Consider the following 22,354-nt stretch of genomic DNA (forward strand, 5'->3'; position numbering starts at 1 on the left):
CCGTGGAGGGTGGCGGACCTCGGTCCGGCGCCACGGTTGCGCCCGTGCCTGAACGGCGGTTGAACTGGGCGCGACCTCTCGCTGCCCGCTTGAGTGAATCCGCGCACCGCGCCGGGGCCGGGCCGCGCGCCCGCGCCCGGCCGACGGGCCGGGGCCGGGCCGCGTGCGTACCCACCCCCGGCCGGCGGACCGGCGTCAGCCGCTCTGCTGAGACCGAGCCTTGAAGGCCGCCTTGCGCGCCTCCTTGGCGACCTTCTTGTCGGGGTGCAGCCGCCCCATCGCCTCCAGGACGTCCGGCGTGGCCGGGTGGTCGACCCGCCACACCGTGTCGAAGAACCCGCTGTGCTGCCGGGCCAGGCCCTCCACCAGGGCGCGCAGTTCCTCGGAGTTGCCCTCGGCCGCGAGCTGTGCGGCCACCGTGTCGATGGTCAGCCAGAAGACCATCTCCTGCGGCGGGGCCGGCACGTCGCGGGCGCCGTGCTCGGTCAGCCAGACCCGGGCCAGGCCGCCCAGCTCGCCGTCGTCGAGGACCTCCCGCAGCGCGGGCTCCGCCTCGGTGCCGACCAGGGACAGCGCCTGCTGGCAGCGCAGCCGGCGCAGGGGCGCGCCGGTGTCGGAGCCGCGTGCCGCCGCCAGCAGTTCGCGGGCCGCGGTGAGGGGGCCCCGGCCGGCCAGCCACAGCTCGGTCTCGGCGTGGGCGGCGGCCGGCGGGAAGGGGGCCGTGCCGTCGAGCAGGACGTCGGCGCCCTTGTCGGCGAGGTCGCCGACGGCGGGGGCCTCGAAGCCGGCCTCCAGCAGGCGGGCGCGCAGTCCGTACAGGCCGAGCGGGGTGAGCCGCACCATGCCGTAGCGGGCGACGTCGGCCTCGTCGACGGGGGCCGCGGGCTCCTCGTCCGCGTCGGCCATCAGGGCCTCGTCGACCGGCTGGTACTCGACGAGGCCGATGGGCTCCAGCAGCCGGAACTGGTCGTCCAGCCGCATCATCGCGTCGGACACCTGCTCCAGCACGTCGTTGGTGGGCTCGCCCATGTCACTGGGCACGATCACGGACGCGGCCAGCGCGGGCAGTGGCACCGAGGCGTCGCCGGGGCGGTCCTCGCCGACGGTGAGCAGGTAGAGGTTGCCGAGCACGCCGTCGAGGAACTCCGCCTCGGCCTCCGGGTCCCAGTCGAGGGACGACAGGTCGACCTCGCCGCCCTCGGCCATCGCGTCGACCAGGTCGTCGAGGTCGGGCACGCTCGCGTCGGCGAGGACCGCCTCCAGGGCGGTGAGCCACAGTCCGAGCACGTCCTGCGGGGAGCCGCCGGTGAGCGTGGCGAGGTCCTCGCCCGTCTCGACGGTGCCCGCCTCCTCGTCGGTGATCTCGACGAGCCCGGTGTCCACGGCGATCCGCCACGCCTCGCTCGCGTACGCCGCGGCGTCGTCCCCGCTCAGCCCGAGCTCCTCGGCCGCCGCCGGCAACTGCTCCTCGACGAGCCCGCCCCCGGCGTCGACGCGGGTGTCCGGACCGGCCCAGCGGGCCAGCCGGGCGGCCCGGGAGAGCACCGGCGCGGACAGCGCGTCGCGGGCCAGCTCCGCTTCGGGGCGCAGTCGTGCGGGCGGCAGGGTGGAGCTGTCTGACATCGGCTGTTTCTCCTCGCGCGCCTTGACCGCCGTACGGCCATGTGGACGCCGTACGGCTCAGCGGCTCAGCCTAGACGGGTTTCCACCCATGCCGCCCGGTTCCTCTCCCCGACGGGTGGAGTACATGGCCGAAACCTTGACAACTGACGTGACCAAGCAGGAGATTGACGCGCGTAGAAAGCGGGGGGACAAGTGTTCACCCAGGCCCGTGCACGGCCTGCGGCCCCCCGCGTTCCGTCCCGTCCCGTCGCGCCCGCGCTCGCCCCCACCCGCTTCACCCTCGTCCCGGCGCTCTGTCACGTCCCCGGAGGGATCACGTTGGCCAGCAAGTCCTCCGCGCGCCTCGCCGCGCTCACCGTCGCCGCCGTCTGCTCGGCGTCCACGGTCGTCCTCACCTCGCCCGCGCACGCCGACTCCGTGCGCGTCCACGACATCCAGGGCAGCACCCGGCTGTCGCCGTACGCCGGCAAGCAGGTCACGGACGTGGCCGGAATCGTCACCGGCGTCCGCGGCTACGGTTCCAAGGGCTTCTGGATACAGGACCCGCGCCCGGACGCCGACCCGGCCACCAGCGAGGGCGTCTTCGTCTTCACCAACTCCGCCCCCAAGGTCGCCGTCGGTGACGCGGTCACCGTCTCCGGCACGGTCTCGGAGTACGTCCCGGGCGGCGCGTCCTCCGGCAACCAGTCGCTGACCGAGATCACCCGCCCGACGGTCACCGTCGTCTCCGGCGGCAACGCGCTCCCGGCCGCCACGACCGTCTCCGCCCGCTCCGTGCCGCGCGCGTACGCCCCCGAGGGCGACGAGGCGGCGAACGGCTCGGTCAACGGCCTCACGCTCCGGCCGGCGAAGTACGCCCTGGACCACTACGAGTCCCTGGAGGGCATGAACGTCCGCGTCGCCGACGCCCGCGTGGTCGGCGCCTCCGACGCGTACACGCAGCTGTGGGTCACGGTGAAGCCGTGGGAGAACGCCAACCGCAGCGGCGGCACGGTGTACGGCTCCTACGACTCCCAGAACACCGGCCGGCTGCAGATCCAGTCCCTGGGCAAGCCTGCCGACTTCCCCGACGCCCACGTGGGCGACACGCTCGCCGGGACCACCGCGGGCCCGCTGGACTACAACCAGTACGGCGGCTACACGCTGGTCGCGAGCGAGCTCGGCACCCTGGAGAACGGGGGCCTGGAGCGCGAGTCGACCCGCCGGCAGAGCGGCGGCGAGCTGGCGGTGGCGACGTACAACGTCGAGAACCTCGACCCGTCCGACGGCACCTTCGCCGCGCACGCCGAAACGATCGTGCGCAACCTCAGGGCGCCCGACATCGTGTCCCTGGAGGAGATCCAGGACAACAACGGCGCCACGGACGACGGCACGGTGGCCGCCGACGTGACGGTCGGCAGGCTGATCGACGCGATCGTCGCGGCCGGCGGCCCGCGCTACGACTGGCGTGGCATCGACCCGGCCGACGGCGAGGACGGCGGCCAGCCCGGCGGCAACATCCGCCAGGCGTTCCTCTTCAACCCACAGCGGGTCTCCTTCACCGACCGCGGGGCCGGCGACGCGACCACCGCGACCGGGGTGACGAAGGTGCGCGGCAGGGCGGCGCTCACGCACTCCCCCGGCCGCGTGGACCCGGCGAACCCCGCCTGGGAGGACAGCCGCAAGCCGCTGGCCGGCGAGTTCGTCTTCCGTGGCCGCACCGTCCTGGTCATCGCCAACCACTTCAACTCCAAGGGCGGCGACCAGAGCCTGTCCTCCCAGTACCAGCCGCCGTCGCGCGGCTCGGAGACGCAGCGCCACCTCCAGGCGAAGTCCGTGAACACCTTCGTCAAGGACGTCCTGGCCACCCAGAAGAACGCGGACGTCGTCACCCTCGGCGACATCAACGACTTCGAGTTCTCGACGACCACCCGCATCCTGGAGGACGGCGACGCCCTGTGGTCGGCGGTCAAGTCGCTGCCGCGGAGCGAGCGTTACTCGTACGTCTACCAGGGCAACAGCCAGGTACTCGACCAGATCCTGGTCAGCCCGTCGGTCCGGTGGGGCGGGCGCCTGTCGTACGACAGCGTGCACGTCAACGCCGAGTTCCACGACCAGATCAGCGACCACGACCCGCAGGTGCTGCGGTTCCGCCCGTAACCGGCCGCCCGTGGGGGCGGGTTCAGCGGGGGACGAGGCCGAGGGCGTGGTCGTAGCGGCTGACCCCGCCGCCGGTCATGCCCGGCCAGTTCCGCACCCGCTCCCACAGGGCCGATCCCGAACCGACACCGTCGCCCGGTGCGGCGAGGGCGTCGGTGTGGGCCTGCGCGCTCTCCCACTCCGCGTAGTTGAGGACGCGGGTACCGTCGGTGCTGAGGTGGAAGTGGGCGGAGATGCCGCCGGGGGGCGGCTCCGGCTCACTCTCCAGTGCCTCGAGGACGGCGTCGACCCAGGCGCGCTGCCGCTCGGGATCGGGTCCCTCGAACTCGACATCGACGATCACGACGCACCCCGGGACGGGCGCCGTCCCGCTGTTCTCGCGGGTGCGGCTGCGGTAGCGCCGGTACCTGCCGAGGCCCACCCGTTCGATGCCCGGCACGGCGGTGTCGATCTCGTCGACGCGCTCCTGCCGGTGCGCCTTCACGAAGGACTCGAACGCCTGCTCGCTCGCCCACTGGGAGTGGTGCAGCAGCGTGCTGCCGTCGTGGCCGGTGTAGACGTGGTAGCCCAGCAGGTCGCCGGCGGGCCAGGGGCGGCGCTCCCAAGTACGGGCGATGGCGTCCACGGTCAGCCGCTGCCGCTCGGGGGTGCCCACCCGCCAGGTGCTGAAGAAGGGGGCCTGGACGTCGGGGCGGACGAGTTCGGGGTGTGCGTCGGTACGGCGGGTGCGGCGGGTCATGCCGGCCTCCAGTGATCGGTGGTCGTCGGGTGCGCGCCGGGCGCGCTCCGGGTGCACGCACCACCCTCCGACCTCGACCAAGGTTGAGGTCAAGTGCCCACCGGAAGGTGTTCCGGCCCTGGCACGACGTACGTGACGAGGGGCCCCGCCCGGGACCCCTCGTCACCCGTGCCGCGCCGGCGGCTTCAGCAGTACCCGTGAGGATGGCGGCGGCGCAGCACACCCACCGCGACCACGGCACCCGCCGCCGCTCCGGCGATCAGCACCGCACGCCGGTGCCCGAGCCCCGCCCGGACCGCGCCGCGCGCCCGTCCCGGCACGCGCCGCTCCACGGCGGACCCGGTTTCGCCCGCCTCGTCGTGACCCGCACGGCCGGCCCTGCCCGCCTTGCCCCGCACGGTGTGCCCTGCCCTGCCCGCCTTGCCCTGCACGGTGTGCCCGGCCTGGGCCGCGGAACTGCGCAACTGCACGGTCATGGCGCCGGCCTTGTCCCGGAGATCGGCGGCGCGGGCCTTGGCACGGCCCTTCACGTCGGCCTTCCCGGCCAGCTCCTCCACCGTGTCGCCGAGCTGACCGCGAGTCTGTTCGATCTGCTGCCGCAGCTCGTCGGGCCCCTTGGCCCCGCCGGCCGGCTGTGCGGTGGAGCCGGCCCGGGTCCTCGCACCGTCCCCGCTCGTCACGTCGGTCATCGATGCGCCCTTTCCCTGATCTGGTCCACGTCGGCCCTGACGCTGCCGAGGGTCTGCTCGGGCTTCGGGGGCACGGCGCGACGGAGCTGGGCGCGACCCATCACGGCCAGTACACCCGCGATCACGAAGAGCGCCGCCGTCACGATGAGCGCCGCGGCCCAGACGGGCAGCACCAGTGAAAGCGCGGCGGTGGCCGTGCCGGCCAGGGCGAACAGACCGACGTACGCGATGGCGCCGGCGGCGCCGAGCATCCCGCCGCCGCGCCCGGCACGCCTGCCCTTCTCGGCCAGCTCCATTTTGGCGAGGGTCACTTCCTGGCGCACGAGCCGGGAGAGCTGTTCGGTGGCCTGTCCGACCAGTTCACCCACGGAGTGCTGCTCGTCGTGCACCGGCCTGGTGTGCATGGTCCCGGTCACGTTCCGCCTCCTCTCGGTTCGGAGCGCTCCGGGTACCCCCGGCCGACCGGCACTATCCCCGCCCCCGCCCGCCGCTCGTCCGCCACCCCGCTCGGAAGCATCCCTTACGAATACCTCGTAGCAGAATTAAGTGGAGCTACACGGTCGGTCTGCCGACACTACTTCCATGACGACAGACGGCCACCGCCCCTCCCCTCCGCCCTTCGGCCGCGCCCTGTGCGCCATGGTCACGCCCTTCACCGAGGCCGGTGCGCTGGATCTCGACGGGGCCCAGCGCCTCGCCGACCGGCTGGTGTCGCGGGGCTGCGACGGTCTGGTGCTGTCCGGCACCACGGGTGAGTCGCCGACCACCACGGACGCCGAGAAGGCGGCGCTTGTCACGGCGGTGCGGGAGGCGGTCGGGGACCGGGCGTCACTCGTCGCCGGGGTGGGCACCGCCGACACCCGGCACACGGTGGAGCTGGCGCTGGCCGCGGAGAAGGCCGGCGCGGACGGGCTGCTGGTGGTCTCGCCGTACTACAGCAGGCCCCCGCAGGACGCCCTGGAGGCCCACTTCCTGGAGGTCGCGGACGCCTGCGGGCTGCCGCTGGCCCTCTACGACATCCCGGGCCGCACCGGCACCCGCATCGAACCCGACACACTGGTCCGCCTCGCCGGGCACCCGCGGATCGTCGCCGTCAAGGACTGCTCCTACGACCTCCTCGGCACCCAGAAGGTGCTGTCCCGCACCGGCCTGGCGTACTACGCGGGCTGCGACGAACAGGTTCTCGCCCTGTACGCGATCGGCGCGGCGGGTTATGTCAGTACCGTCGCCAACGCCGCACCGGAGCTGTTCCGGGCCGTCCTGGACGCCTTCGACACGGGCGACACCACACGGGCCGCCCTGCTCCAGCGCGGGGCCATCGAGCTCATCGAGCTGATGATGGCGGCGGGCCCGCCCGGCACGGTCACCGCGAAGGCCCTCCTCGGCGCGCTCGGCCTGCCCGCCGGGCCGGTCCGCGCACCGCTGCGGGGCGCGGACCGGGCGACGACCGAGGCGTTGCTGGCGGCGTACGGGCGGCTGGTCGCCGACGCGGGTCAGTCCCAGGCGTAGCCGTCGCCGAACAGCAGGGTGTGCTCCAGTACGTCCTCCGCCGGGTCGTCGATCTGCCCCACGTGGACGTTGAGGAGACCGACCCGGGGGCCGTTGTGCGAATCGGTGGTGGTCTCGTCGGCGTGCGCGGTCCCCGCCGGGGCCCAGCACACCAGCGCCGCGGCGCCCGCCCCGGCCAGCCAACGCGCCACGGTCCTCGCCCGCTCGTTCGTCATACCAGGCCCCTCGTTTCGTCGGATCGGCGTCTGATCGGACTCTGCGTCCACCCGTTCATCCGCAAAGACCACCGGCAGGTCACGGGGAGTCATCCGTACGTGAGGGGGGCGCGCGAGGCATGCGCCTCTATTGCGTTGGCGCGGCGCCCCCCCTGCGCCTACGTTCACGGCGATGAGCAGAAGACGCTACGTGGCCCGGGGCGTGCCGGGCGGATACCGGATCTGGGACAACCGGGGGCGCCGCTGGTGGGGCGACCTCTACGAGCTGTGCCCCGACGACCTCCTGACCGAGCTCAACGGCCCGGCCGACCTGGCGCGGATCACGGCCCTGCTGAAGCGGTACCGGGCCCGGAAACGGTGAGCGCCCTCCTTCGGGCGGCCGGTGTGCACGGCTGCCGGGACGAGGAGGGCGCTCAGCGAGGTCGCGGTGATCAGTTGTGGCTGTGCAGGACCTCGTTCAGGCCGCCCCACACCGCGTTGTTCGGGCGAGCCTCGACCGTGCCCGTGACCGAGTTGCGGCGGAAGAGGATGTGGGAGGCGCCGGAGAGTTCGCGGGCCTTGACGATCTGGCCGTCGGGCATCGTCACCCGGGTGCCCGCCGTGACGTAGAGGCCGGCCTCGACCACGCACTCGTCGCCGAGCGCGATGCCCACGCCCGCCTCGGCGCCGACCAGGCAGCGCTCGCCGATGGTGATGCGCACGTTGCCGCCGCCGGAGAGGGTGCCCATGGTGGAGGCGCCGCCGCCGATGTCGGAGCCGTCGCCGACGACGACGCCGGCGGAGACGCGGCCCTCGACCATCGAGGTGCCGAGCGTGCCGGCGTTGAAGTTGACGAAGCCCTCGTGCATGACGGTGGTGCCCTCGGCCAGGTGCGCGCCGAGGCGGACGCGGTCGGCGTCGGCGAGGCGGACGCCCTTGGGGGCGACGTAGTCCGTCATGCGCGGGAACTTGTCGATCGAGGTCACCTGGAGGTGCAGGCCCTCGGCGCGGGCGTTGAGGCGGACCTTCTCGACGTCGTCGACGGCGACCGGGCCCAGCGAGGTCCAGGCGACGTTGGCGAGGTGGGCGAAGATGCCGTCCAGGTTCTGGCCGTGCGGCTTGACCAGGCGGTGGGAGAGCAGGTGCAGGCGCAGGTAGACGTCGTGCGTGTCGACCGGCTTCTCGTCCAGCGAGGCGATGACCGTGCGGACCGCGACCACCTCGACGCCGCGCCGGGCGTCCGGACCGGCCGCCGCGGTCGCGCCGCCGCCGAGGAGTTCGGCGGCCTGTTCGGCGGTGAGGCGCTCGGTGCCGGAGGGGCCCGGCTCGGCGGAGAGTTCGGGGGCCGGGAACCAGGTGTCGAGGACGGTGCCGTCGGCGGCGATCGTGGCAAGCCCGGCGGCCACGGCGCCGGTGGTACGGGGAGCAGTCGTGTCGGTCATGAGGGCAACCTAACCGGCCGTCGCCCGCGGAAGCGAGCCGGCCCCGCGGCCGTCTCGCGTGCCGGGCGGTACGGGGGACGCGCCGCCGCCCGGCGCGGTCACGGACTCGGAGGGATCACCCTCGCCAGCGCCTTTCGCGCGTATTCCTCGTCGTACGACGTGTCCGTGAGCAGGACCTGGAGGCAGATCCCGTCCATCAGCGCCACCAGGGCCCGCACCGTCGTCGGGTCCGTGCGGTCGGCGAGGACGGCGCCGACGCCCTCGGCCCATTCCGCGGCGACCGGGCGCAGGGCGGGACGGCGCAGGGCGGCCAGGTACAGCTCGTACTCCAGCTCGACGCCGGTGCGGTCGCCGCCCAGCCACTCGCCGAGGACGCGGGCGAGTTCGGTGGGCAGGTCGGTGCGGGGGTCCGTGAGGGCGGGGTGGGCGGCGAGCACTTTCGCGAAGCCCTCGTTGGCCTGGCGCAGGGCGGCGACCAGGAGTTCGTCGAGGGTCGCGAAGTGGTACGTCGTCGAGCCGAGGGGGACGTCCGCCTCGGCGGCGACGGTGCGGTGGCTGAGGCCGGCGATGCCCTTGCGCCCGACGACCCGGATCGCCGCGTCGATGATGCGCCGGCGTCGTTCCGGGTCGTGGCGCCGGGACATCAGTGCGCGCCGCCCAGGTTCAGCACGACCACGCCGATGATGATCAGCGCGATTCCGGCGGCCTTGGTCGCGGTCATCCCCTCACCCATGAACGCCACCCCGATCGCGGCGATGGCGGCGGTGCCCACGCCGGCCCAGATGGCGTAGGCGGTACCGACGGCCAGGGTTTTGAGGGTCTGGGCGAGCAGCGTGAAGGAGAGCACGTAGGCGGCGGCCGTCAGCAGCGAGGGGACCAGCCGGCTGAAGCCCTCGCTGTACTTCATGGCGGTGGTCCCGGCGACCTCGGCGACGATGGCTCCGGCCAGGAGCAGATATCCCATGTGTACGAGCGTACATAACGGCGGGGATGCGCACACGGAAACGGCGACGCCCGAGGGGCGTCGCCGTTTCCGTGCAGTGGTGCGGGTGTGTCTCAGACGTTGAACCCGAGCGCGCGCAGCTGCTCGCGGCCGTCGTCCGTGATCTTGTCCGGGCCCCACGGCGGCATCCAGACCCAGTTGATGCGCAGCTCGTTGACGATGCCGTCCGTGGCGGACTTGGCCTGGTCCTCGATCACGTCCGTCAGCGGACAGGCCGCCGACGTCAGGGTCATGTCGATGGTCGCGATGTTCGCGTCGTCGATGTGGACGCCGTAGATCAGGCCCAGGTTGACGACGTCGATGCCCAGCTCGGGGTCGACGACGTCCAGCAGGGCCTCGCGGACCTCCTCCTCCGAGGCGGGCTTCATTTCCACGGTCTCGCTCATGCCGTCGTCTCCTTCTCGGCGTCGGCGCCGTCCAGTGCCTGGGCCGTCGCGTCCTTCCAGGCCATCCAGCTCAGCAGGGCGCACTTGACCCGGGCCGGGTACTTCGAGACCCCGGCGAACGCGACCGCGTCCTCCAGGACCTCCTCCATCGCGTCGTCGGGCTCGATCCTGCCCTTGGACTGCATCAGCTCCAGGAAGGTCTCCTGGATCCGCCGCGCCTGGGCGAGATCCTTGCCGACCAGCAGGTCGTTCAGCACGGAGGCGCTCGCCTGGCTGATCGAGCAGCCCTGGCCCTCGTAACTGACGTCGCTGATCGTCGTGCCGTCGTACTTCACGCGCAGCGTGATCTCGTCGCCGCACGTCGGGTTGACGTGGTGCACCTCGGCGTCGCCGTCCCTCAGACCACGCCCGTGCGGGTTCTTGTAGTGGTCCAGGATGACTTCCTGGTACATGGAGTCCAGCTTCATGCTCTTCGCTCGTCCCGTCAGCCGAAGAAGTTCCGTACGTGCTCCAGGCCGTCGATCAGTGCGTCGATCTCGGCCGGCGTGGAGTACAGATAGAACGACGCTCGCGTGGTCGCAGGAATTCCGTAGCGGAGGCAGACGGGGCGGGCGCAGTGGTGGCCGACCCGGACCGCGATGCCCTGCTCGTCGAGGACCTGGCCCACGTCGTGCGGGTGGATGTCGCCGAGCGCGAAGCTGATCGCCGCGCCGCGGTCCTCGGCCGTCGTCGGACCGATGATGCGCAGGTCCGGGACGTCCAGCAGCCGCTTCACCGCGTACTCGGTCAGCGCCTGCTCATGGGCGTGGATCTTGTCCATGCCGATCGAGTTGAGGTAGTCGATCGCCGCGCCCAGGCCCACCGCCTGCGCGATGGGGGGCGTTCCCGCCTCGAACTTGTGGGGGGCCGGGGCGTACGTGGAGGAGTGCATCGAGACGGTCTCGATCATCTCGCCGCCGCCGAGGAAGGGCGGGAGGTCCTCCAGCAGTTCCTGGCGGCCCCACAGGACGCCGATGCCCGTCGGGCCGCACATCTTGTGGCCGGTGAAGGCCACGAAGTCGGCCTGGAGGGCCTGTACGTCCATCGGCATGTGCGGCACGGCCTGGGAGGCGTCGACGCACACCAGCGCGCCGACCTCCTGGGCGCGGCGCACTATCGCCTCGACCGGGTTCTGGGTGCCCAGGATGTTGGAGACCAGCACGAAGGAGACGATCTTCGTCTTCTCCGTGATGACCTCGTCGATGTTGGACAGGTCCAGGCGGCCGTCGTCGGTGAGACCGAACCAGCGGAGCTTCGCGCCGGTGCGCTGCGCCAGCAGCTGCCACGGCACGATGTTGGAGTGGTGCTCCATCTCCGTGATGACGATCTCGGTCTCGTGGTCCACGCGGTAGGGCTCGTCGGCCCAGCCCAGCATGTTGGCCACGAGGTTGAGCGACTCCGAGGCGTTCTTGGTGAAGATCACCTCGTCGCGGGAGGGCGCGTTGATGAACTCCGCGACCTTGTCCCGCGCGCCCTCGTACAGCGCCGTGGCCTCCTCGGCGAGGACGTGCACGCCACGGTGGACGTTGGCGTTGTGCTGCTCGTAGTACTCCGTGAGCACGTCGATGACCTGGCGGGGGGTCTGCGAGGTCGCGGCGTTGTCGAGGTAGACGAGCTTCTGTCCGTCATGGACCTCGCGGTCCAGGATGGGGAAGTCCTTGCGGATCGCCTCACCCAGAAGACTGGGCGCGGTGAGGAGGCCCGGCAGCTGTGTCACTCGGATGCGCCGCCCTTCGTGTATGCCTCGTAGCCCTCGGCCTCCAGCTTGTCGGCCAGCTCGGCGCCGCCCGACTCGGCGATGCGGCCGTTGGCGAAGACGTGGACGTGGTCGGGCTTGATGTAGCGCAGGATGCGCGTGTAGTGGGTGATCAGCAGGGTGCCGACCTCGCCCGACTCGTGGACCCGGTTGACGCCCTCGGAGACGACGCGCAGGGCGTCGACGTCGAGGCCGGAGTCGGTCTCGTCGAGGATCGCGATCTTCGGCTTGAGCAGCTCCAGCTGAAGGATCTCGTGGCGCTTCTTCTCACCGCCGGAGAAGCCCTCGTTGACGTTGCGCTCGGCGAAGGCGGGGTCCATGTTGAGGCGCTGCATGGCCTCCTTGACCTCCTTCACCCAGGTGCGCAGCTTGGGGGCCTCGCCGCGGACGGCGGTGGCGGAGGTGCGCAGGAAGTTGGAGACCGAGACGCCGGGGACCTCGACCGGGTACTGCATGGCGAGGAAGAGGCCGGCGCGGGCGCGCTCGTCGACGGACATCTCCAGGACGTCCTCACCGTCGAGGGTGACGGTGCCGCCGGTGATCGTGTACTTGGGGTGACCCGCGAGGGAGTAGGCGAGGGTCGACTTGCCGGAGCCGTTCGGGCCCATGATGGCGTGCGTCTCGCCCTGCTTCACGGTGAGGTCGACGCCCTTGAGGATCTCCTTCGTGGCGTTGTCGGCCTCGACGGTGACGTGCAGGTCTCGGATTTCAAGCGTTGCCATGGGTGCCTCAGGACTCCTGGGTGAGGGAGACGAGTACGTCGTCCCCTTCGATCTTTACGGGGTAAACGGGGACGGGGCGCGTCGCCGGAAGACTGTCGGGCTTGCCCGAGCGGAGGTCGAAGCGCGAGCCGTGCAGCCAGCACTCGATGTGGCAGTCGTCGACCTCGCCCTCGGCGAGGGAGACGTTCGCGTGCGAGCAGATGTCGTGGATCGCGAACAGCTCGCCCTCGGTCCGCACGACGGAGATCGGCGTGCCGTCGAGTTCCACCCGCTTGGGGGTGTCCTCCTCCAGCTCGCCCGCTCCACAGACGCGTACGAAGGTCATGCGACCGACGCCTCCAGCTCCTCGTCGATCTTGGCGAGCAGACGCTCCTCGATGTCCGGGACACCGATCTGCTGGACGAGTTCGGCGAAGAAGCCGCGGACCACCAGGCGGCGGGCGTCGATCTCGGGGATGCCGCGCGCCATCAGGTAGAAGAGCTGCTCGTCGTCGAAGCGGCCGGTGGCCGAGGCGTGGCCGGCGCCGACGATCTCGCCGGTCTCGATCTCCAGGTTCGGCACCGAGTCGACCCGCGCGCCGTCCGTGAGGACGAGGTTGCGGTTCATCTCGTAGGTGTCGGTGCCCTCGGCCGCGGCCTCGATGAGCACGTCGCCGATCCAGACCGCGTGCGCGTCCTCGCCCTGCAGCGCGCCCTTGTAGACGACGTTGGACTTGCAGTGCGGGACGTTGTGGTCGACCAGGAGGCGGTGCTCCTGGTGCTGGCCGGCGTCGGTGAAGTAGAGACCGAACAGCTCGGCCTCGCCGCCGGGACCGGCGTAGGCGACGCGCGGGTGCAGCCGGACCAGGTCGCCGCCGAAGGTGACCACGAACGACTTGAAGGTGGCGTCCCGGCCGATCAGCGCGTTGTGCTGGCCGACGTGCACCGCCTTGTCGTCCCAGTCCTGGACGGAGACGACGGTCAGCTTGGCGCCGTCGCCCAGGACGTAGTCGACGCCTGCGGCGAGCACCGCGTCACCGGTGTGGTCGATGACGACCACGGCCTCGGCGAAGGCGCCCAGCTCGACGACCTGGTGGGCGTAGGCGGTGCCGCCCTCGCCGTGCACGGCGATGCGGATCGGCTCGGTGAGGACCGCCTCCTTGGGGACGGTGATCACGCCGGCCTTCTCGAACGACGAGTAGGCCTGGGCGGCGACCCGGTCCACCGGGGTGCCCGCCCTGCCGATACGCGCGTCACCGCGGTCGACGGTCTCGACGACGACGCCCTCGGGCGCGTCGATGTCGACCTTCACACCGTCGCCGGTGGCGGCCGCGGTGCCGTCGTGCAGCCCGCGCAGCCGCTCCAGCGGGGTGAACCGCCACTCCTCCTCGCGGCCGTGGGGGACCGCGAAATCCGCCACGTCGAAGGACGCGGGCGCGCTCATGCGCGTGGCGACGGTCGACTCGGCGGCCACCGCGATCTGACCGGCGGTGGTGGAGCCCACCGGTGGGGGTCCCCCCGCCCGAACGGAGTTGAGGGTGGGGGAGTTCTGAGCCTCAGCCATGGCTGTCGGTCTGCTCTCTTCCTGCGTCAAGAAATCTGGGACTGCTGCGAAGGGACGGGCGTCAGCCGACCGCGCCTTCCATCTGCAGCTCGATCAGCCGGTTGAGTTCGAGGGCGTACTCCATGGGCAGCTCCTTCGCGATCGGCTCGACGAAGCCTCGCACGATCATCGCCATCGCCTCGAACTCGCTCAGACCACGGCTCATCAGGTAGAAGAGCTGGTCCTCGGAGACCTTGGAGACGGTCGCCTCGTGACCCATGGACACGTCGTCCTCGCGGACGTCCACGTAGGGGTACGTGTCGGAGCGGGAGATGGTGTCGACGAGCAGCGCGTCGCACAGCACGTTCGACTTGGAGCCGGGGGCGCCCTCGCCGATCTCGACGAGACCGCGGTAGGACGTACGGCCGCCGCCGCGCGCCACGGACTTCGAGACGATGTTGGAGGACGTGTTCGGCGCCATGTGGACCATCTTGGAGCCGGCGTCCTGGTGCTGTCCCTCGCCCGCGAAGGCGATGGACAGGGTCTCGCCCTTGGCGTGCTCGCCCATCAGGTAGACGGCCGGGTACTTCATCGTCACCTTGGAGCCGATGTTGCCGTCGATCCACTCCATGGTCGCGCCCTCGTACGCCACGGCGCGCTTGGTGACCAGGTTGTAGACGTTGTTCGACCAGTTCTGGATGGTCGTGTAGCGGCAGCGGGCGTTCTTCTTGACGATGATCTCGACCACGGCGGAGTGCAGGGAGTCCGACTTGTAGATCGGCGCCGTGCAGCCCTCGACGTAGTGCACGTAAGCACCCTCGTCGACGATGATCAGGGTCCGCTCGAACTGGCCCATGTTCTCCGTGTTGATACGGAAGTAGGCCTGGAGCGGGATCTCGACGTGCACGCCCTTCGGCACGTAGATGAAGGAGCCGCCGGACCACACCGCGCTGTTCAGCGAGGCGAACTTGTTGTCGCCGACGGGGATGACGGTCCCGAAGTACTCCTTGAAGAGCTCCGGGTGCTCCTTCAGGGCCGTGTCGGTGTCCAGGAAGATGACGCCCTGCTCCTCCAGGTCCTCACGGATCTGGTGGTAGACGACCTCGGACTCGTACTGGGCCGCGACACCGGCGACGAGGCGCTGCTTCTCCGCCTCGGGGATGCCGAGCTTGTCGTACGTGTTCTTGATGTCCTCGGGCAGGTCCTCCCAGGACTCCGCCTGCTTCTCCGTGGAGCGCACGAAGTACTTGATGTTGTCGAAGTCGATGCCCGACAGGTCCGAGCCCCAGTTCGGCATGGGCTTCTTCTCGAAGAGGCGCAGGCCCTTGAGGCGGAGCTTGGTCATCCACTCCGGCTCGTTCTTCTTCGAGGAGATGTCGCGGACGACGTCCTCGTTGATGCCGCGCTTGGCAGAGGCGCCGGCCGTGTCGGAGTCGGCCCAGCCGTATTCGTACTTGCCCAGGCCCTCGAGCTCGGGGTGAGCAGTCTCCGTGGGGAGCGTCATGCGGGGTTCCTCCCGGCCGTGCTTGCAGATGCGTTAGCGGTGTTCGTGGGCGCTTGCGCCGTGGGTGGCGCGTGCGAAGTCTTCGGAATGAACGTGGTGCAGACCCCGTCGCCGTGCGCGATGGTCGCGAGCCGCTGTACATGAGTACCGAGCAACTCGGCGAAAAATTCCGTCTCCGCCTCGCACAGCTGCGGAAACTGCTCCGCGACGTGGGCGACCGGGCAGTGGTGCTGGCACAGCTGCTCGCCCTGCTGGGGGTGGGGTGCGCTCCGCGCGGTAGCAGCGTACCCGTCCGCGCTGAGGGCCTTGGCCAGCGCTTCTGTGCGCTTCTCGGGCGGGACGGACTCGACCGCCTTGCGGTACGCGCCTGACTGGGCGGCGATCCGGGCACGGGCGAAGGCGGCGATCGCCTGCTCCCCGCCCTCCTGGCGGCCGATCCAGCCCAGGGCGTCCGCGGCCAGCTTGTCGTACGACTGGTCGAAGGCGTCCCGGCCGCAGTCGGTGAGCGCGAAGACCTTGGCGGGCCGTCCGCGCGTGCGCGTGCCGTAGACCCGCTGCTCACGGGCTTCGACCACGTCGTCGGCGACCAGCGCGTCGAGGTGGCGCCGGACGGCGGCCTGGGTGAGCCCCAGACGTCCGGCGAGCTCGGCGACGGTCGACGGCCCGTGGTCCAGGACGGAACGCGCGACACGGTTGCGGGTGGACCGCTCACCGGTCGCGAGTTCCTCCTGCGGAGCCTCGCCAACGTTTTTCACAACGCCATTGTTGCGTAATTCATCCGGGGTCGGCAAGCCGCGTCCGGATCTTCGTGCGGTGCCCTGCGTCACTTAGGCATACCTAATCTGACCTGCGGAAACGATCTTTGATCGATCAATGAGGTGGCATCGCGGACGGGCCTGCGGGACACTCCCGGTCATGCCCACACCCCCTCCCACCGGCCCACTCGTCACCCGGGGCACCATCGCCGCGGGGCTGCGCGAGCTGGGTGTGCGGACCGACGACACCCTCCTCGTGCACTCCTCGCTCAGCTCCCTCGGCTGGGTCTGCGGAGGTCCCGTCGCGGTCGTCCAGGGGCTGCTCGACGCGCTCGGCCCGGACGGCACCCTGGTGGTCCCCACCCAGACCGGCGACCTCTCGGACCCGGCCCTGTGGCAGAGCCCGCCGGTGCCCGAGGAGTGGTGGCACACCGTCCGCACCGCGATGCCGCCCTACGACCCGCTGATCACGCCCTCGCGCGGGGTCGGGGTACTCCCCGAGACGGTGCGCACCTGGCCGGGCGCCCTGCGCAGCGCGCATCCGCAGACGTCCTTCGCGGCCCTCGGCCCCCGCGCCGCCGAGGTGGTCGCCGGCCACGCGGCCGACTGCCGTCTGGGCGAGCGCAGCCCGCTGGCGACCCTGGAGCGGCTGGGCGCCCGGGTCCTGCTGCTCGGCGCGGGCTTCGAGGCCTGCACGGCCTTCCACCTCGCCGAGTACCGGATTCCGTCCCCGCTGGTGGAGGTGGGGCGGCCGGGACCGGTGGGCTGGGAGCGCGTGACGGAGGTGTCGATCACCTCGGACCGGTTCGACGAGCTGGGGCACGACTTCGAGCGGGACCGGCCCGTCGTACGGGGGCGGGTCGGCGCGGCCGTCACACGGCTCTTCCCGCTGGCGGACGCGGTCGCCTACGCGCAAAGGTGGCTGCCGCTGCACCGTCCCCGTGAGTAGCGGGGGCGGCCGCGGGCGACGTGCCCGGTCGCGCGACCGCCCGCGCCGGCACCGGTGAGCGGCCCGCGCAGGGGCGCCGGCGCGCCCCGCGAGCGACGGCTCACGGGGCCCCGGGACGGCGTACGCCGTCCCGGCGCGCGAGCATCCGCCGTCCCCACGAGCGCCCCGTACGCCCACCCCCGCGGAGGAGATCCCGCACCCGCGCGCCTGAGCCCTCGTCCGCGTACCTAGACTCGTGACCCATGCGAAGCGAGCCCGTGGTCCAGGTCCAGGCCCTGGTGAAGCGGTACGGCACGAAGACCGCGGTGGACGGCCTCGACCTGGCGGCCCGGGCGGGTGTCACCGCCGTACTCGGCCCCAACGGGGCGGGCAAGACGACCACGGTCGAGATCTGCGAGGGATACCGGAGGCCGGACTCCGGCACGGTGCGCGTGCTGGGCCTCGACCCGGCGGGGCAGGGCTCCGAGCTGCGGCCCAGGGTCGGCGTGATGCTCCAGTCCGGCGGCGTCTACTCCGGCGCCCGCGCGGACGAGATGCTGCGCCACGTCGCGAAGCTGCACGCCCACCCGCTGGACGTGGACGCGCTGATCGAACGGCTCGGGCTGGGCTCGTGCGGCCGGACGACGTACCGCAGGCTCTCCGGCGGGCAGCAGCAGCGGCTCGCCCTCGCGATGGCCGTGGTCGGCCGCCCGGAGCTGGTCTTCCTGGACGAGCCGACCGCCGGCCTGGACCCGCAGGCCCGCCGCGCCACCTGGGACCTCGTACGGGACCTGCGCGGTGACGGCGTCTCGGTGATCCTCACCACCCACCACATGGACGAGGCCGAGCAGCTGGCCGACGACGTCGCCGTCATCGACGCCGGCCGGGTCATCGCGCAGGGCTCGCCCGAGGAGCTGTGCCGCGGCGGCGCCGAGAACACCCTGCGGTTCTCCGGCCGCCCGGGACTGGACGTCGCGTCCCTGCTCAAGGCACTTCCCGCGGACTCGTCGGCCGCCGAGCTGACCCCGGGCAGCTACCGCGTCAACGGCAAGATCGACCCGCAGCTGCTCGCCACGGTGACCTCCTGGTGCGCCCAGCACGGCGTGCTGCCGGACCGCATCTCGGTGGAGCGGCACACCCTGGAGGACGTGTTCCTGGAACTGACGGGCAAGGAGCTGCGCTCATGACCACCACCGGCACCTACACGCCGAAGCCCGGCGCCGCGCCGCTCGGCCGCATGATCGCGGCCCAGGCCGCGCTCGAGACGAAGATGCTGCTGCGCAACGGCGAGCAGCTGCTGCTGACGGTGATCATCCCGACGCTGCTGCTGGTCCTGTTCAGCTCCGTGGACATCATCGACACCGGCGCCGGTGAGGCCGTCGACTTCCTCGCGCCCGGCATCCTGGCGCTCGCCGTGATGTCGACGGCGTTCACCGGGCAGGCCATCGGCACCGGCTTCGAGCGCCGGTACGGGGTGCTCAAGCGGCTGGCCGCCTCGCCGCTGCCGCGCTGGGCCCTGATGACCGCGAAGACGCTGTCCGTCCTGGTCACCGAGGTGCTCCAGATCATCCTGCTGACGGTGATCGCCTTCGCGCTCGGCTGGTCGCCGCACGGCAACCCGTTCGCCGTGCTGCTGCTCCTGGTCCTCGGCACGGCCGCCTTCTCCGGGCTCGGGCTGCTCATGGCGGGCACGCTGAAGGCGGAGGCCACGCTGGCCGCCGCCAACCTGGTCTTCCTGCTGCTCCTCGTGGGCGGCGGGGTGATCGTGCCGCTGGACAAGTTCCCGGACGCGGCGCAGAGCGTGCTGGGGCTGCTGCCGATCTCCGCCCTGTCGGACGGGCTGCGGGACGTCCTCCAGCACGGAGCCGGGATGCCCTGGGGCAACCTGGGGATCCTCGCCGTCTGGGCGGTCGTGGGGCTCGCGGCGGCCGGGACGCTCTTCCGCTGGGAGTAGGAACACGTACCGCTGACGGGACCCTCGTGAAAGCGTGCACAAGCGGGCGCCTACGATGGACGGCGTGCCAAACGTGACCCGCGCCGACGCCGCAGCCGCCGTGCGCAATCCGCTCGCCTTCATCGCCGCACGCTGGACCCCGGAGCCCCGGACGGTCCGGCGGGCGGCCCTCGCCGCGCTCGTCATGGCGGTGGCCATCGTCGTCACCGGCGGTGCCGTGCGCCTGACCGGCTCGGGCCTCGGCTGCCCGACCTGGCCCAAGTGCACCGACGACTCGCTGACCAACACCAGCGAGATGGGCGTGCACGGCGTCATCGAGTTCGGCAACCGCCTGCTGACCTACGTGCTGTGCGCCGCCGTCGGCTGGGCGATCATCGCCGCGCGCTCGGAGAAGCCGTACCGGCGCGGCCTGACGCGGCTGGGCTGGTTGCAGTTCTGGATCGTGATGGGCAACGCCGTCCTCGGCGGCATCGTGGTCCTGGTCGGCCTGAACCCGTACACCGTCGCGGCCCACTTCCTGCTGTCGACCGCGCTGATCGCCGTCGCGACCGTGATGTGGCACCGCACCCGGGAGGGCGACGCGGCACCGCGCCCCCTGGTCGGCAAGGCGGTCCAGCAGCTGGTGTGGGCGATGATCGGCGTCTCCGTGCTGCTGATCGCGGTCGGCACGGTGGTCACCGGGGCCGGCCCGCACGCGGGCGACTCCAGCGACGTGCCGCGGATGCCGCTCGACTGGGAGACGGTGAGCAAGGTGCACGCCGTCCTGGCGTGGGTCGTGGTGACGCTGACGTTCGCCCTGTGGTTCGTCCTGAAGGCGGTCGACGCGCCCAAGGGCCCGCTGGCCCGCACCCGCGACCTCTTCCTGGTGCTGCTCGCCCAGGGCGCCATCGGCTATGTGCAGTACTTCACCGACCTCCCCGAGGTCCTCGTCGGTCTGCACATGTTCGGGTCGTGCGTGATGTGGATCGCGGCACTGAGGGTGCTGCTCGCGCTGCGCGAGCGGCCCGGGGAGACGGCGCCCGGGGTGCCGGTTCAGGAGTACGAGGCGACCAGCGTGTCGATGGCCGGCCCCAGGTAGCTCCGGGTCAGTTCGCCGCGGCGGACGGTCCAGTCGGCGGCGGGCGGCACGGGGTTCCCGTAGCGGCGTCGCTCGATGTCGTCGACGACCTCGCCGGGCGCTCCCAGGCCGCGGAGTTCCGTGAGTGCCTGCCGCTTGGAGACCAGGGTGCCGTCCCGCAGCGTGACGGTGGCGCGGGCGAAGGTGAGCAGGCCCAGGTCGACCCAGACGTCCTGCCGCCACAGCTCGCCCCGGCGCACGGCCGGCCGCCAGAAGTCCCGCTGGTCCCGGACGACGAAGCCGGCCAGCTCGGTGTCGGACACGGGCGGCAGCACGGACCCCGGTGCCTCCCCCAGCAGTACCCGCCCGAAGGTGTGCAGTTCGCGCCGGGTGACCGGGGTGACCGGCCGTTTGAACAGCTGCCCGTGTGCCCAGGTCAGGTGGCGCCGTGCGGAGCCCGCGACCAAGTCGGGCGACAGATAGGTGCAGTGCAGTTATCCCGCGAGCGGCTCGGCGCGCAGTCGGGCGTGGAGCAGTCCCAGCCGCCAGGCCGTGCGGGCGGTGACCGGACGGTCCAGCACCGCGATCAGGTCGAGATCGCTGCGGCCTTCCTGGTAGTCGCCGCCGGCCAGTGAGCCGTGGGCCCAGACGGCGACGGGGGCGAGGGGTTCGAGTGACTGGAGGAAGCGATCGAGCAGCGTGTCGGTCGGCATCCGGTCAGTGTCCGCGATTCAGTCCAGGCCGTACACCCGCACCGCGTTCCCCGACGCGATCATTCCCGCCACCCGCCGCGCGTCCTTGGATGCCCATGCCTCCTCGGCCACCCAGGCGCCGAGCACCCGTCCCAGGGCCTCGCGGAAGAGGCGGGCGGCGACCACGTGCAGTTCGGGCAGGCCCTGGGCGCCGCTGGAGAACAGGATCTTGCCGAAGGGCGCCAGCTCCAGGATCTCGGCGAGGACCGTCGCGGCCCGGGCGCCGGTGCGCACCAGGGCGGCGCCCGCGTCGGCGTAGACGTGCGGGAAGACTCCGGCGAGGTGGGCGGCGTGGCGGTGGTACGGGTAGCCGTGCAGCAGGACCAGGTCGGTGCCGAGGCCGGCGGTGGCCCGTACGAAGTCCGTGAGCAGGATCGGGTCGGTGCGGTCGATGCGCAGGCCCGGCTCGCCGAGGCCCGCGTGCAGCTGGAGCGGCCGGCCCGAGGCGACGGCGCTCCACAGCAGGTGCCGCAGCAGGACCGGGTCGCTCAGCTCGCCGCCGACCTCGCGCCCGGTCAGCCAGCGGGCGGCGGCGCCCCGCACCTCGCCGGGGCCGGGTGGTTCGGGTGCGAGCGCGAGCCCGTGCCGTACGCCGGCCACCGAGGTGAAGGCGACCGCGTTCGCGGCGGCGCCGTGCACCGCCTCGGCGAGGTTGGCGAGGAAGGAGTCGACGGTGCCGGAGGTGTCGGCGACCTGCTCGGCCAGCAGTTCCAGGCGGACGATCTCGTGGGCGTCGGCGTCCGCGGCGATGGCCATCTCCGCGGGTCCGGTGAGGTCGCCGGGCAGGCCCGCGTCGACCAGGTAGGTGGTGATGCCGCTGCCCCGCAGCAGTCTGCGGTCGGCCTCCAGGACACCGAGTTCACGGCGCCGGGCCAGGTAGCGGGCGGGCGTGCAGTGCGGTTCCAGGCCGAGCAGGGGCGGGCACCAGCGGCGTACCGCGAAGCCGGTCTGGGTGTCGAAGAGGGTGGTGCCCGCGGCGGGCGGGCCCTCGGTGCGGGCCAGCCGGGCCTCGAAGGTGCCGAGGCCCAGCTCCGTTCTCAGGACGCCGTGGCAGTACTGGTCCACCAGGGACGGCGTTTCGATCATCCGGGCTCCCCCTGCTGGGACCGTGCGCCTTACGGCTTCCTACGGTCCTAACGGGTGAACCCGGTCTCAGGTGTTGCTCGGCCCGCCGACCTGGATGCCCGCCATGCGCGACCACTCGTAGGGGCCCGTCTCCACATTGGCCGCGAACTCGCCGTCGAAGTCGTCGTGGACGGTGATGCCGGACTTCTCCACGGCCTTGCGGGCGGCCTCGACGGAGCGCGCGACCAGGTCGCCCCAGGCGCCGTCCTCACCGACGAGCACGATCCGGGCGCCGCGCTCACCGAGGTAGGCCACCTGGGCCTCGGCGCCGCCGTGAGCCTTGGAGAAGGCGTCGATCCGCCCGGCCATCCGGGTCAGCCGGTACTCGGCCCACCGCTCGGCCCACCCGGCCTTCGTGTCAACCTGCTGCGTGTCTGCCATGACCAGGATGCTACCGACGGGTAGATCGAACGGCGACGGGGGGGGGGGGGGGGGGGGGGGGGGGCCCCCCCCCCCCCCCCCCCCCCGCCCCGGGGGCGGGCCGGGGGCGGCCCCCCCCCCCCCCCCCCCCCCCCCC

General features: G+C 72.0%; 25 protein-coding genes and 1 pseudogene. 7 read left to right on the plus strand and 19 right to left on the minus strand.

Features of this window, described 5'->3' with window-relative positions; translation table 11 throughout:
• Positions 1–195 precede the first annotated feature (195 nt).
• Positions 196–1,623: a hypothetical protein gene (locus ACH4NX_RS29320; protein WP_398129402.1), complete on the minus strand. Its 1,428-nt coding sequence runs from the start codon at positions 1,621–1,623 to the stop codon at positions 196–198.
• A 318-nt stretch (positions 1,624–1,941) separates the two neighbouring features.
• Between ACH4NX_RS29320 and ACH4NX_RS29325 the strand changes: the two genes are divergently transcribed.
• On the plus strand, positions 1,942–3,762 hold the full coding sequence (locus ACH4NX_RS29325) for an endonuclease/exonuclease/phosphatase family protein (RefSeq protein WP_398129403.1): 1,821 nt from the start codon (positions 1,942–1,944) through the stop codon (positions 3,760–3,762).
• A gap of 22 nt (positions 3,763–3,784) precedes the next feature.
• On the opposite strand, the gene ACH4NX_RS29330 is transcribed toward ACH4NX_RS29325, so the two are convergent.
• The 3 genes from ACH4NX_RS29330 to ACH4NX_RS29340 all read right to left on the minus strand — a co-directional run bounded on the left by ACH4NX_RS29330 (position 3,785) and on the right by ACH4NX_RS29340 (position 5,606).
• A complete protein-coding gene (locus ACH4NX_RS29330) occupies positions 3,785–4,501 on the minus strand; it encodes an antibiotic biosynthesis monooxygenase (RefSeq protein ID WP_398129411.1) in 717 nt (238 codons plus the stop codon).
• Between the two features lie 185 nt (positions 4,502–4,686).
• The gene (locus ACH4NX_RS29335; RefSeq protein WP_398129404.1) at positions 4,687–5,190 is read right to left on the minus strand and encodes a DUF3618 domain-containing protein; all 504 of its coding nucleotides are present in this window, start codon (positions 5,188–5,190) and stop codon (positions 4,687–4,689) included.
• Complete coding sequence (locus ACH4NX_RS29340) at positions 5,187–5,606, minus strand: phage holin family protein (protein ID WP_351399134.1); 420 nt, start codon at positions 5,604–5,606, stop codon at positions 5,187–5,189. The genes ACH4NX_RS29335 and ACH4NX_RS29340 overlap by 4 nt, the downstream gene beginning before the upstream one ends.
• A 166-nt stretch (positions 5,607–5,772) precedes the next feature.
• Between ACH4NX_RS29340 and dapA the strand changes: the two genes are divergently transcribed.
• Positions 5,773–6,699 (plus strand): 4-hydroxy-tetrahydrodipicolinate synthase, encoded by a 927-nt coding sequence (gene dapA / locus ACH4NX_RS29345; RefSeq protein ID WP_398129405.1) that lies wholly within the window; start codon positions 5,773–5,775, stop codon positions 6,697–6,699.
• Here dapA and ACH4NX_RS29350 read toward each other — a convergent pair.
• A complete protein-coding gene (locus tag ACH4NX_RS29350; RefSeq protein WP_351399131.1) occupies positions 6,684–6,914 on the minus strand; it encodes a hypothetical protein in 231 nt (76 codons plus the stop codon). The two genes, dapA and ACH4NX_RS29350, sit on opposite strands and share 16 nt — an antisense overlap.
• 172 nt (positions 6,915–7,086) lie before the next feature.
• Here ACH4NX_RS29350 and ACH4NX_RS29355 point away from each other — a divergent pair, with 172 nt between their 5' ends.
• Complete coding sequence (locus tag ACH4NX_RS29355; RefSeq protein ID WP_351399128.1) at positions 7,087–7,275, plus strand: hypothetical protein; 189 nt, start codon at positions 7,087–7,089, stop codon at positions 7,273–7,275.
• Between the two features lie 70 nt (positions 7,276–7,345).
• Here the strand turns inward: ACH4NX_RS29355 and dapD are convergent, their stop codons facing one another.
• From dapD to ACH4NX_RS29410, 11 genes are all read right to left on the minus strand, one after another.
• The gene (gene dapD, locus ACH4NX_RS29360) at positions 7,346–8,335 is read right to left on the minus strand and encodes a 2,3,4,5-tetrahydropyridine-2,6-dicarboxylate N-succinyltransferase (RefSeq protein WP_351399126.1); all 990 of its coding nucleotides are present in this window, start codon (positions 8,333–8,335) and stop codon (positions 7,346–7,348) included.
• 98 nt (positions 8,336–8,433) lie between these two features.
• Positions 8,434–8,979: a TetR family transcriptional regulator gene (locus tag ACH4NX_RS29365; protein WP_351399124.1), complete on the minus strand. Its 546-nt coding sequence runs from the start codon at positions 8,977–8,979 to the stop codon at positions 8,434–8,436.
• Positions 8,979–9,299, minus strand: a complete 321-nt coding sequence (locus tag ACH4NX_RS29370; protein ID WP_351399122.1) for a multidrug efflux SMR transporter — start codon at positions 9,297–9,299, stop codon at positions 8,979–8,981. The genes ACH4NX_RS29365 and ACH4NX_RS29370 overlap by 1 nt, the downstream gene beginning before the upstream one ends.
• A gap of 92 nt (positions 9,300–9,391) precedes the next feature.
• Positions 9,392–9,724, minus strand: coding sequence for a metal-sulfur cluster assembly factor (locus tag ACH4NX_RS29375; protein WP_055416328.1), 333 nt, complete (start codon positions 9,722–9,724; stop codon positions 9,392–9,394).
• The gene (gene sufU, locus ACH4NX_RS29380) at positions 9,721–10,191 is read right to left on the minus strand and encodes a Fe-S cluster assembly sulfur transfer protein SufU (RefSeq protein WP_121746393.1); all 471 of its coding nucleotides are present in this window, start codon (positions 10,189–10,191) and stop codon (positions 9,721–9,723) included. Before sufU ends, ACH4NX_RS29375 begins: the two co-directional genes overlap by 4 nt.
• A 17-nt stretch (positions 10,192–10,208) precedes the next feature.
• Entirely contained in the window at positions 10,209–11,480 is a 1,272-nt protein-coding gene (locus ACH4NX_RS29385) for a cysteine desulfurase (RefSeq protein ID WP_351399120.1), read from the minus strand.
• The gene (gene sufC, locus ACH4NX_RS29390) at positions 11,477–12,241 is read right to left on the minus strand and encodes a Fe-S cluster assembly ATPase SufC (protein WP_279565805.1); all 765 of its coding nucleotides are present in this window, start codon (positions 12,239–12,241) and stop codon (positions 11,477–11,479) included. Before sufC ends, ACH4NX_RS29385 begins: the two co-directional genes overlap by 4 nt.
• Before the next feature lie 7 nt (positions 12,242–12,248).
• A complete protein-coding gene (locus ACH4NX_RS29395; RefSeq protein WP_279565804.1) occupies positions 12,249–12,566 on the minus strand; it encodes a non-heme iron oxygenase ferredoxin subunit in 318 nt (105 codons plus the stop codon).
• Positions 12,563–13,783, minus strand: coding sequence for a Fe-S cluster assembly protein SufD (gene sufD / locus ACH4NX_RS29400; protein ID WP_398129406.1), 1,221 nt, complete (start codon positions 13,781–13,783; stop codon positions 12,563–12,565). The genes ACH4NX_RS29395 and sufD overlap by 4 nt, the downstream gene beginning before the upstream one ends.
• 61 nt (positions 13,784–13,844) lie before the next feature.
• Complete coding sequence (sufB, locus tag ACH4NX_RS29405) at positions 13,845–15,266, minus strand: Fe-S cluster assembly protein SufB (protein ID WP_345590620.1); 1,422 nt, start codon at positions 15,264–15,266, stop codon at positions 13,845–13,847.
• On the minus strand, positions 15,263–16,021 hold the full coding sequence (locus ACH4NX_RS29410) for an ArsR family transcriptional regulator (protein WP_351399115.1): 759 nt from the start codon (positions 16,019–16,021) through the stop codon (positions 15,263–15,265). The genes sufB and ACH4NX_RS29410 overlap by 4 nt, the downstream gene beginning before the upstream one ends.
• 160 nt (positions 16,022–16,181) lie before the next feature.
• Between ACH4NX_RS29410 and ACH4NX_RS29415 the strand changes: the two genes are divergently transcribed.
• The 4 genes from ACH4NX_RS29415 (at position 16,182) to ACH4NX_RS29430 (ending at position 19,981) form a co-directional block, all read left to right on the plus strand.
• On the plus strand, positions 16,182–16,970 hold the full coding sequence (locus tag ACH4NX_RS29415) for an AAC(3) family N-acetyltransferase (protein WP_351399113.1): 789 nt from the start codon (positions 16,182–16,184) through the stop codon (positions 16,968–16,970).
• Between the two features lie 242 nt (positions 16,971–17,212).
• On the plus strand, positions 17,213–18,136 hold the full coding sequence (locus tag ACH4NX_RS29420) for an ABC transporter ATP-binding protein (protein ID WP_351399110.1): 924 nt from the start codon (positions 17,213–17,215) through the stop codon (positions 18,134–18,136).
• Entirely contained in the window at positions 18,133–18,903 is a 771-nt protein-coding gene (locus ACH4NX_RS29425; RefSeq protein WP_351399109.1) for an ABC transporter permease, read from the plus strand. Before ACH4NX_RS29420 ends, ACH4NX_RS29425 begins: the two co-directional genes overlap by 4 nt.
• Before the next feature lie 55 nt (positions 18,904–18,958).
• A complete protein-coding gene (locus ACH4NX_RS29430) occupies positions 18,959–19,981 on the plus strand; it encodes a heme A synthase (RefSeq protein WP_398129407.1) in 1,023 nt (340 codons plus the stop codon).
• Here the strand turns inward: ACH4NX_RS29430 and ACH4NX_RS29435 are convergent.
• From ACH4NX_RS29435 to ACH4NX_RS29445, 3 genes and pseudogenes are all read right to left on the minus strand, one after another.
• Positions 19,936–20,673: pseudogene (locus ACH4NX_RS29435) on the minus strand (nucleotidyltransferase domain-containing protein). The gene ACH4NX_RS29430 and the pseudogene ACH4NX_RS29435 overlap by 46 nt on opposite strands.
• Before the next feature lie 18 nt (positions 20,674–20,691).
• On the minus strand, positions 20,692–21,798 hold the full coding sequence (locus ACH4NX_RS29440; protein WP_398129408.1) for an amidohydrolase family protein: 1,107 nt from the start codon (positions 21,796–21,798) through the stop codon (positions 20,692–20,694).
• A gap of 66 nt (positions 21,799–21,864) precedes the next feature.
• Complete coding sequence (locus ACH4NX_RS29445) at positions 21,865–22,218, minus strand: hypothetical protein (RefSeq protein ID WP_398129409.1); 354 nt, start codon at positions 22,216–22,218, stop codon at positions 21,865–21,867.
• Between the last annotated feature and the right edge of the window lie 136 nt (positions 22,219–22,354).

The organism is Streptomyces sp. NPDC017225 (assembly GCF_044331465.1).
In the GTDB taxonomy this organism is placed as follows: domain Bacteria; phylum Actinomycetota; class Actinomycetes; order Streptomycetales; family Streptomycetaceae; genus Streptomyces.

What these genes read in the sequence shown, in the direction of transcription:
- ACH4NX_RS29320 (WP_398129402.1), bottom strand. Translation starts at nt 1,623, where the DNA reads ATGTCAGACAGCTCCACCCTGCCGCCCGCACGACTGCGCCCCGAAGCG.
- ACH4NX_RS29330 (WP_398129411.1), bottom strand. Translation starts at nt 4,501, where the DNA reads ATGACCCGCCGCACCCGCCGTACCGACGCACACCCCGAACTCGTCCGC.
- ACH4NX_RS29335 (WP_398129404.1), bottom strand. Translation starts at nt 5,190, where the DNA reads ATGACCGACGTGACGAGCGGGGACGGTGCGAGGACCCGGGCCGGCTCC.
- dapA (WP_398129405.1), top strand. Translation starts at nt 5,773, where the DNA reads ATGACGACAGACGGCCACCGCCCCTCCCCTCCGCCCTTCGGCCGCGCC.
- ACH4NX_RS29350 (WP_351399131.1), bottom strand. Translation starts at nt 6,914, where the DNA reads ATGACGAACGAGCGGGCGAGGACCGTGGCGCGTTGGCTGGCCGGGGCG.
- ACH4NX_RS29355 (WP_351399128.1), top strand. Translation starts at nt 7,087, where the DNA reads ATGAGCAGAAGACGCTACGTGGCCCGGGGCGTGCCGGGCGGATACCGG.
- dapD (WP_351399126.1), bottom strand. Translation starts at nt 8,335, where the DNA reads ATGACCGACACGACTGCTCCCCGTACCACCGGCGCCGTGGCCGCCGGG.
- ACH4NX_RS29365 (WP_351399124.1), bottom strand. Translation starts at nt 8,979, where the DNA reads ATGTCCCGGCGCCACGACCCGGAACGACGCCGGCGCATCATCGACGCG.
- ACH4NX_RS29370 (WP_351399122.1), bottom strand. Translation starts at nt 9,299, where the DNA reads ATGGGATATCTGCTCCTGGCCGGAGCCATCGTCGCCGAGGTCGCCGGG.
- ACH4NX_RS29375 (WP_055416328.1), bottom strand. Translation starts at nt 9,724, where the DNA reads ATGAGCGAGACCGTGGAAATGAAGCCCGCCTCGGAGGAGGAGGTCCGC.
- sufU (WP_121746393.1), bottom strand. Translation starts at nt 10,191, where the DNA reads ATGAAGCTGGACTCCATGTACCAGGAAGTCATCCTGGACCACTACAAG.
- sufC (WP_279565805.1), bottom strand. Translation starts at nt 12,241, where the DNA reads ATGGCAACGCTTGAAATCCGAGACCTGCACGTCACCGTCGAGGCCGAC.
- ACH4NX_RS29395 (WP_279565804.1), bottom strand. Translation starts at nt 12,566, where the DNA reads ATGACCTTCGTACGCGTCTGTGGAGCGGGCGAGCTGGAGGAGGACACC.
- sufD (WP_398129406.1), bottom strand. Translation starts at nt 13,783, where the DNA reads ATGGCTGAGGCTCAGAACTCCCCCACCCTCAACTCCGTTCGGGCGGGG.
- sufB (WP_345590620.1), bottom strand. Translation starts at nt 15,266, where the DNA reads ATGACGCTCCCCACGGAGACTGCTCACCCCGAGCTCGAGGGCCTGGGC.
- ACH4NX_RS29415 (WP_351399113.1), top strand. Translation starts at nt 16,182, where the DNA reads ATGCCCACACCCCCTCCCACCGGCCCACTCGTCACCCGGGGCACCATC.
- ACH4NX_RS29420 (WP_351399110.1), top strand. Translation starts at nt 17,213, where the DNA reads ATGCGAAGCGAGCCCGTGGTCCAGGTCCAGGCCCTGGTGAAGCGGTAC.
- ACH4NX_RS29425 (WP_351399109.1), top strand. Translation starts at nt 18,133, where the DNA reads ATGACCACCACCGGCACCTACACGCCGAAGCCCGGCGCCGCGCCGCTC.
- ACH4NX_RS29430 (WP_398129407.1), top strand. Translation starts at nt 18,959, where the DNA reads ATGGACGGCGTGCCAAACGTGACCCGCGCCGACGCCGCAGCCGCCGTG.
- ACH4NX_RS29440 (WP_398129408.1), bottom strand. Translation starts at nt 21,798, where the DNA reads ATGATCGAAACGCCGTCCCTGGTGGACCAGTACTGCCACGGCGTCCTG.
- ACH4NX_RS29445 (WP_398129409.1), bottom strand. Translation starts at nt 22,218, where the DNA reads ATGGCAGACACGCAGCAGGTTGACACGAAGGCCGGGTGGGCCGAGCGG.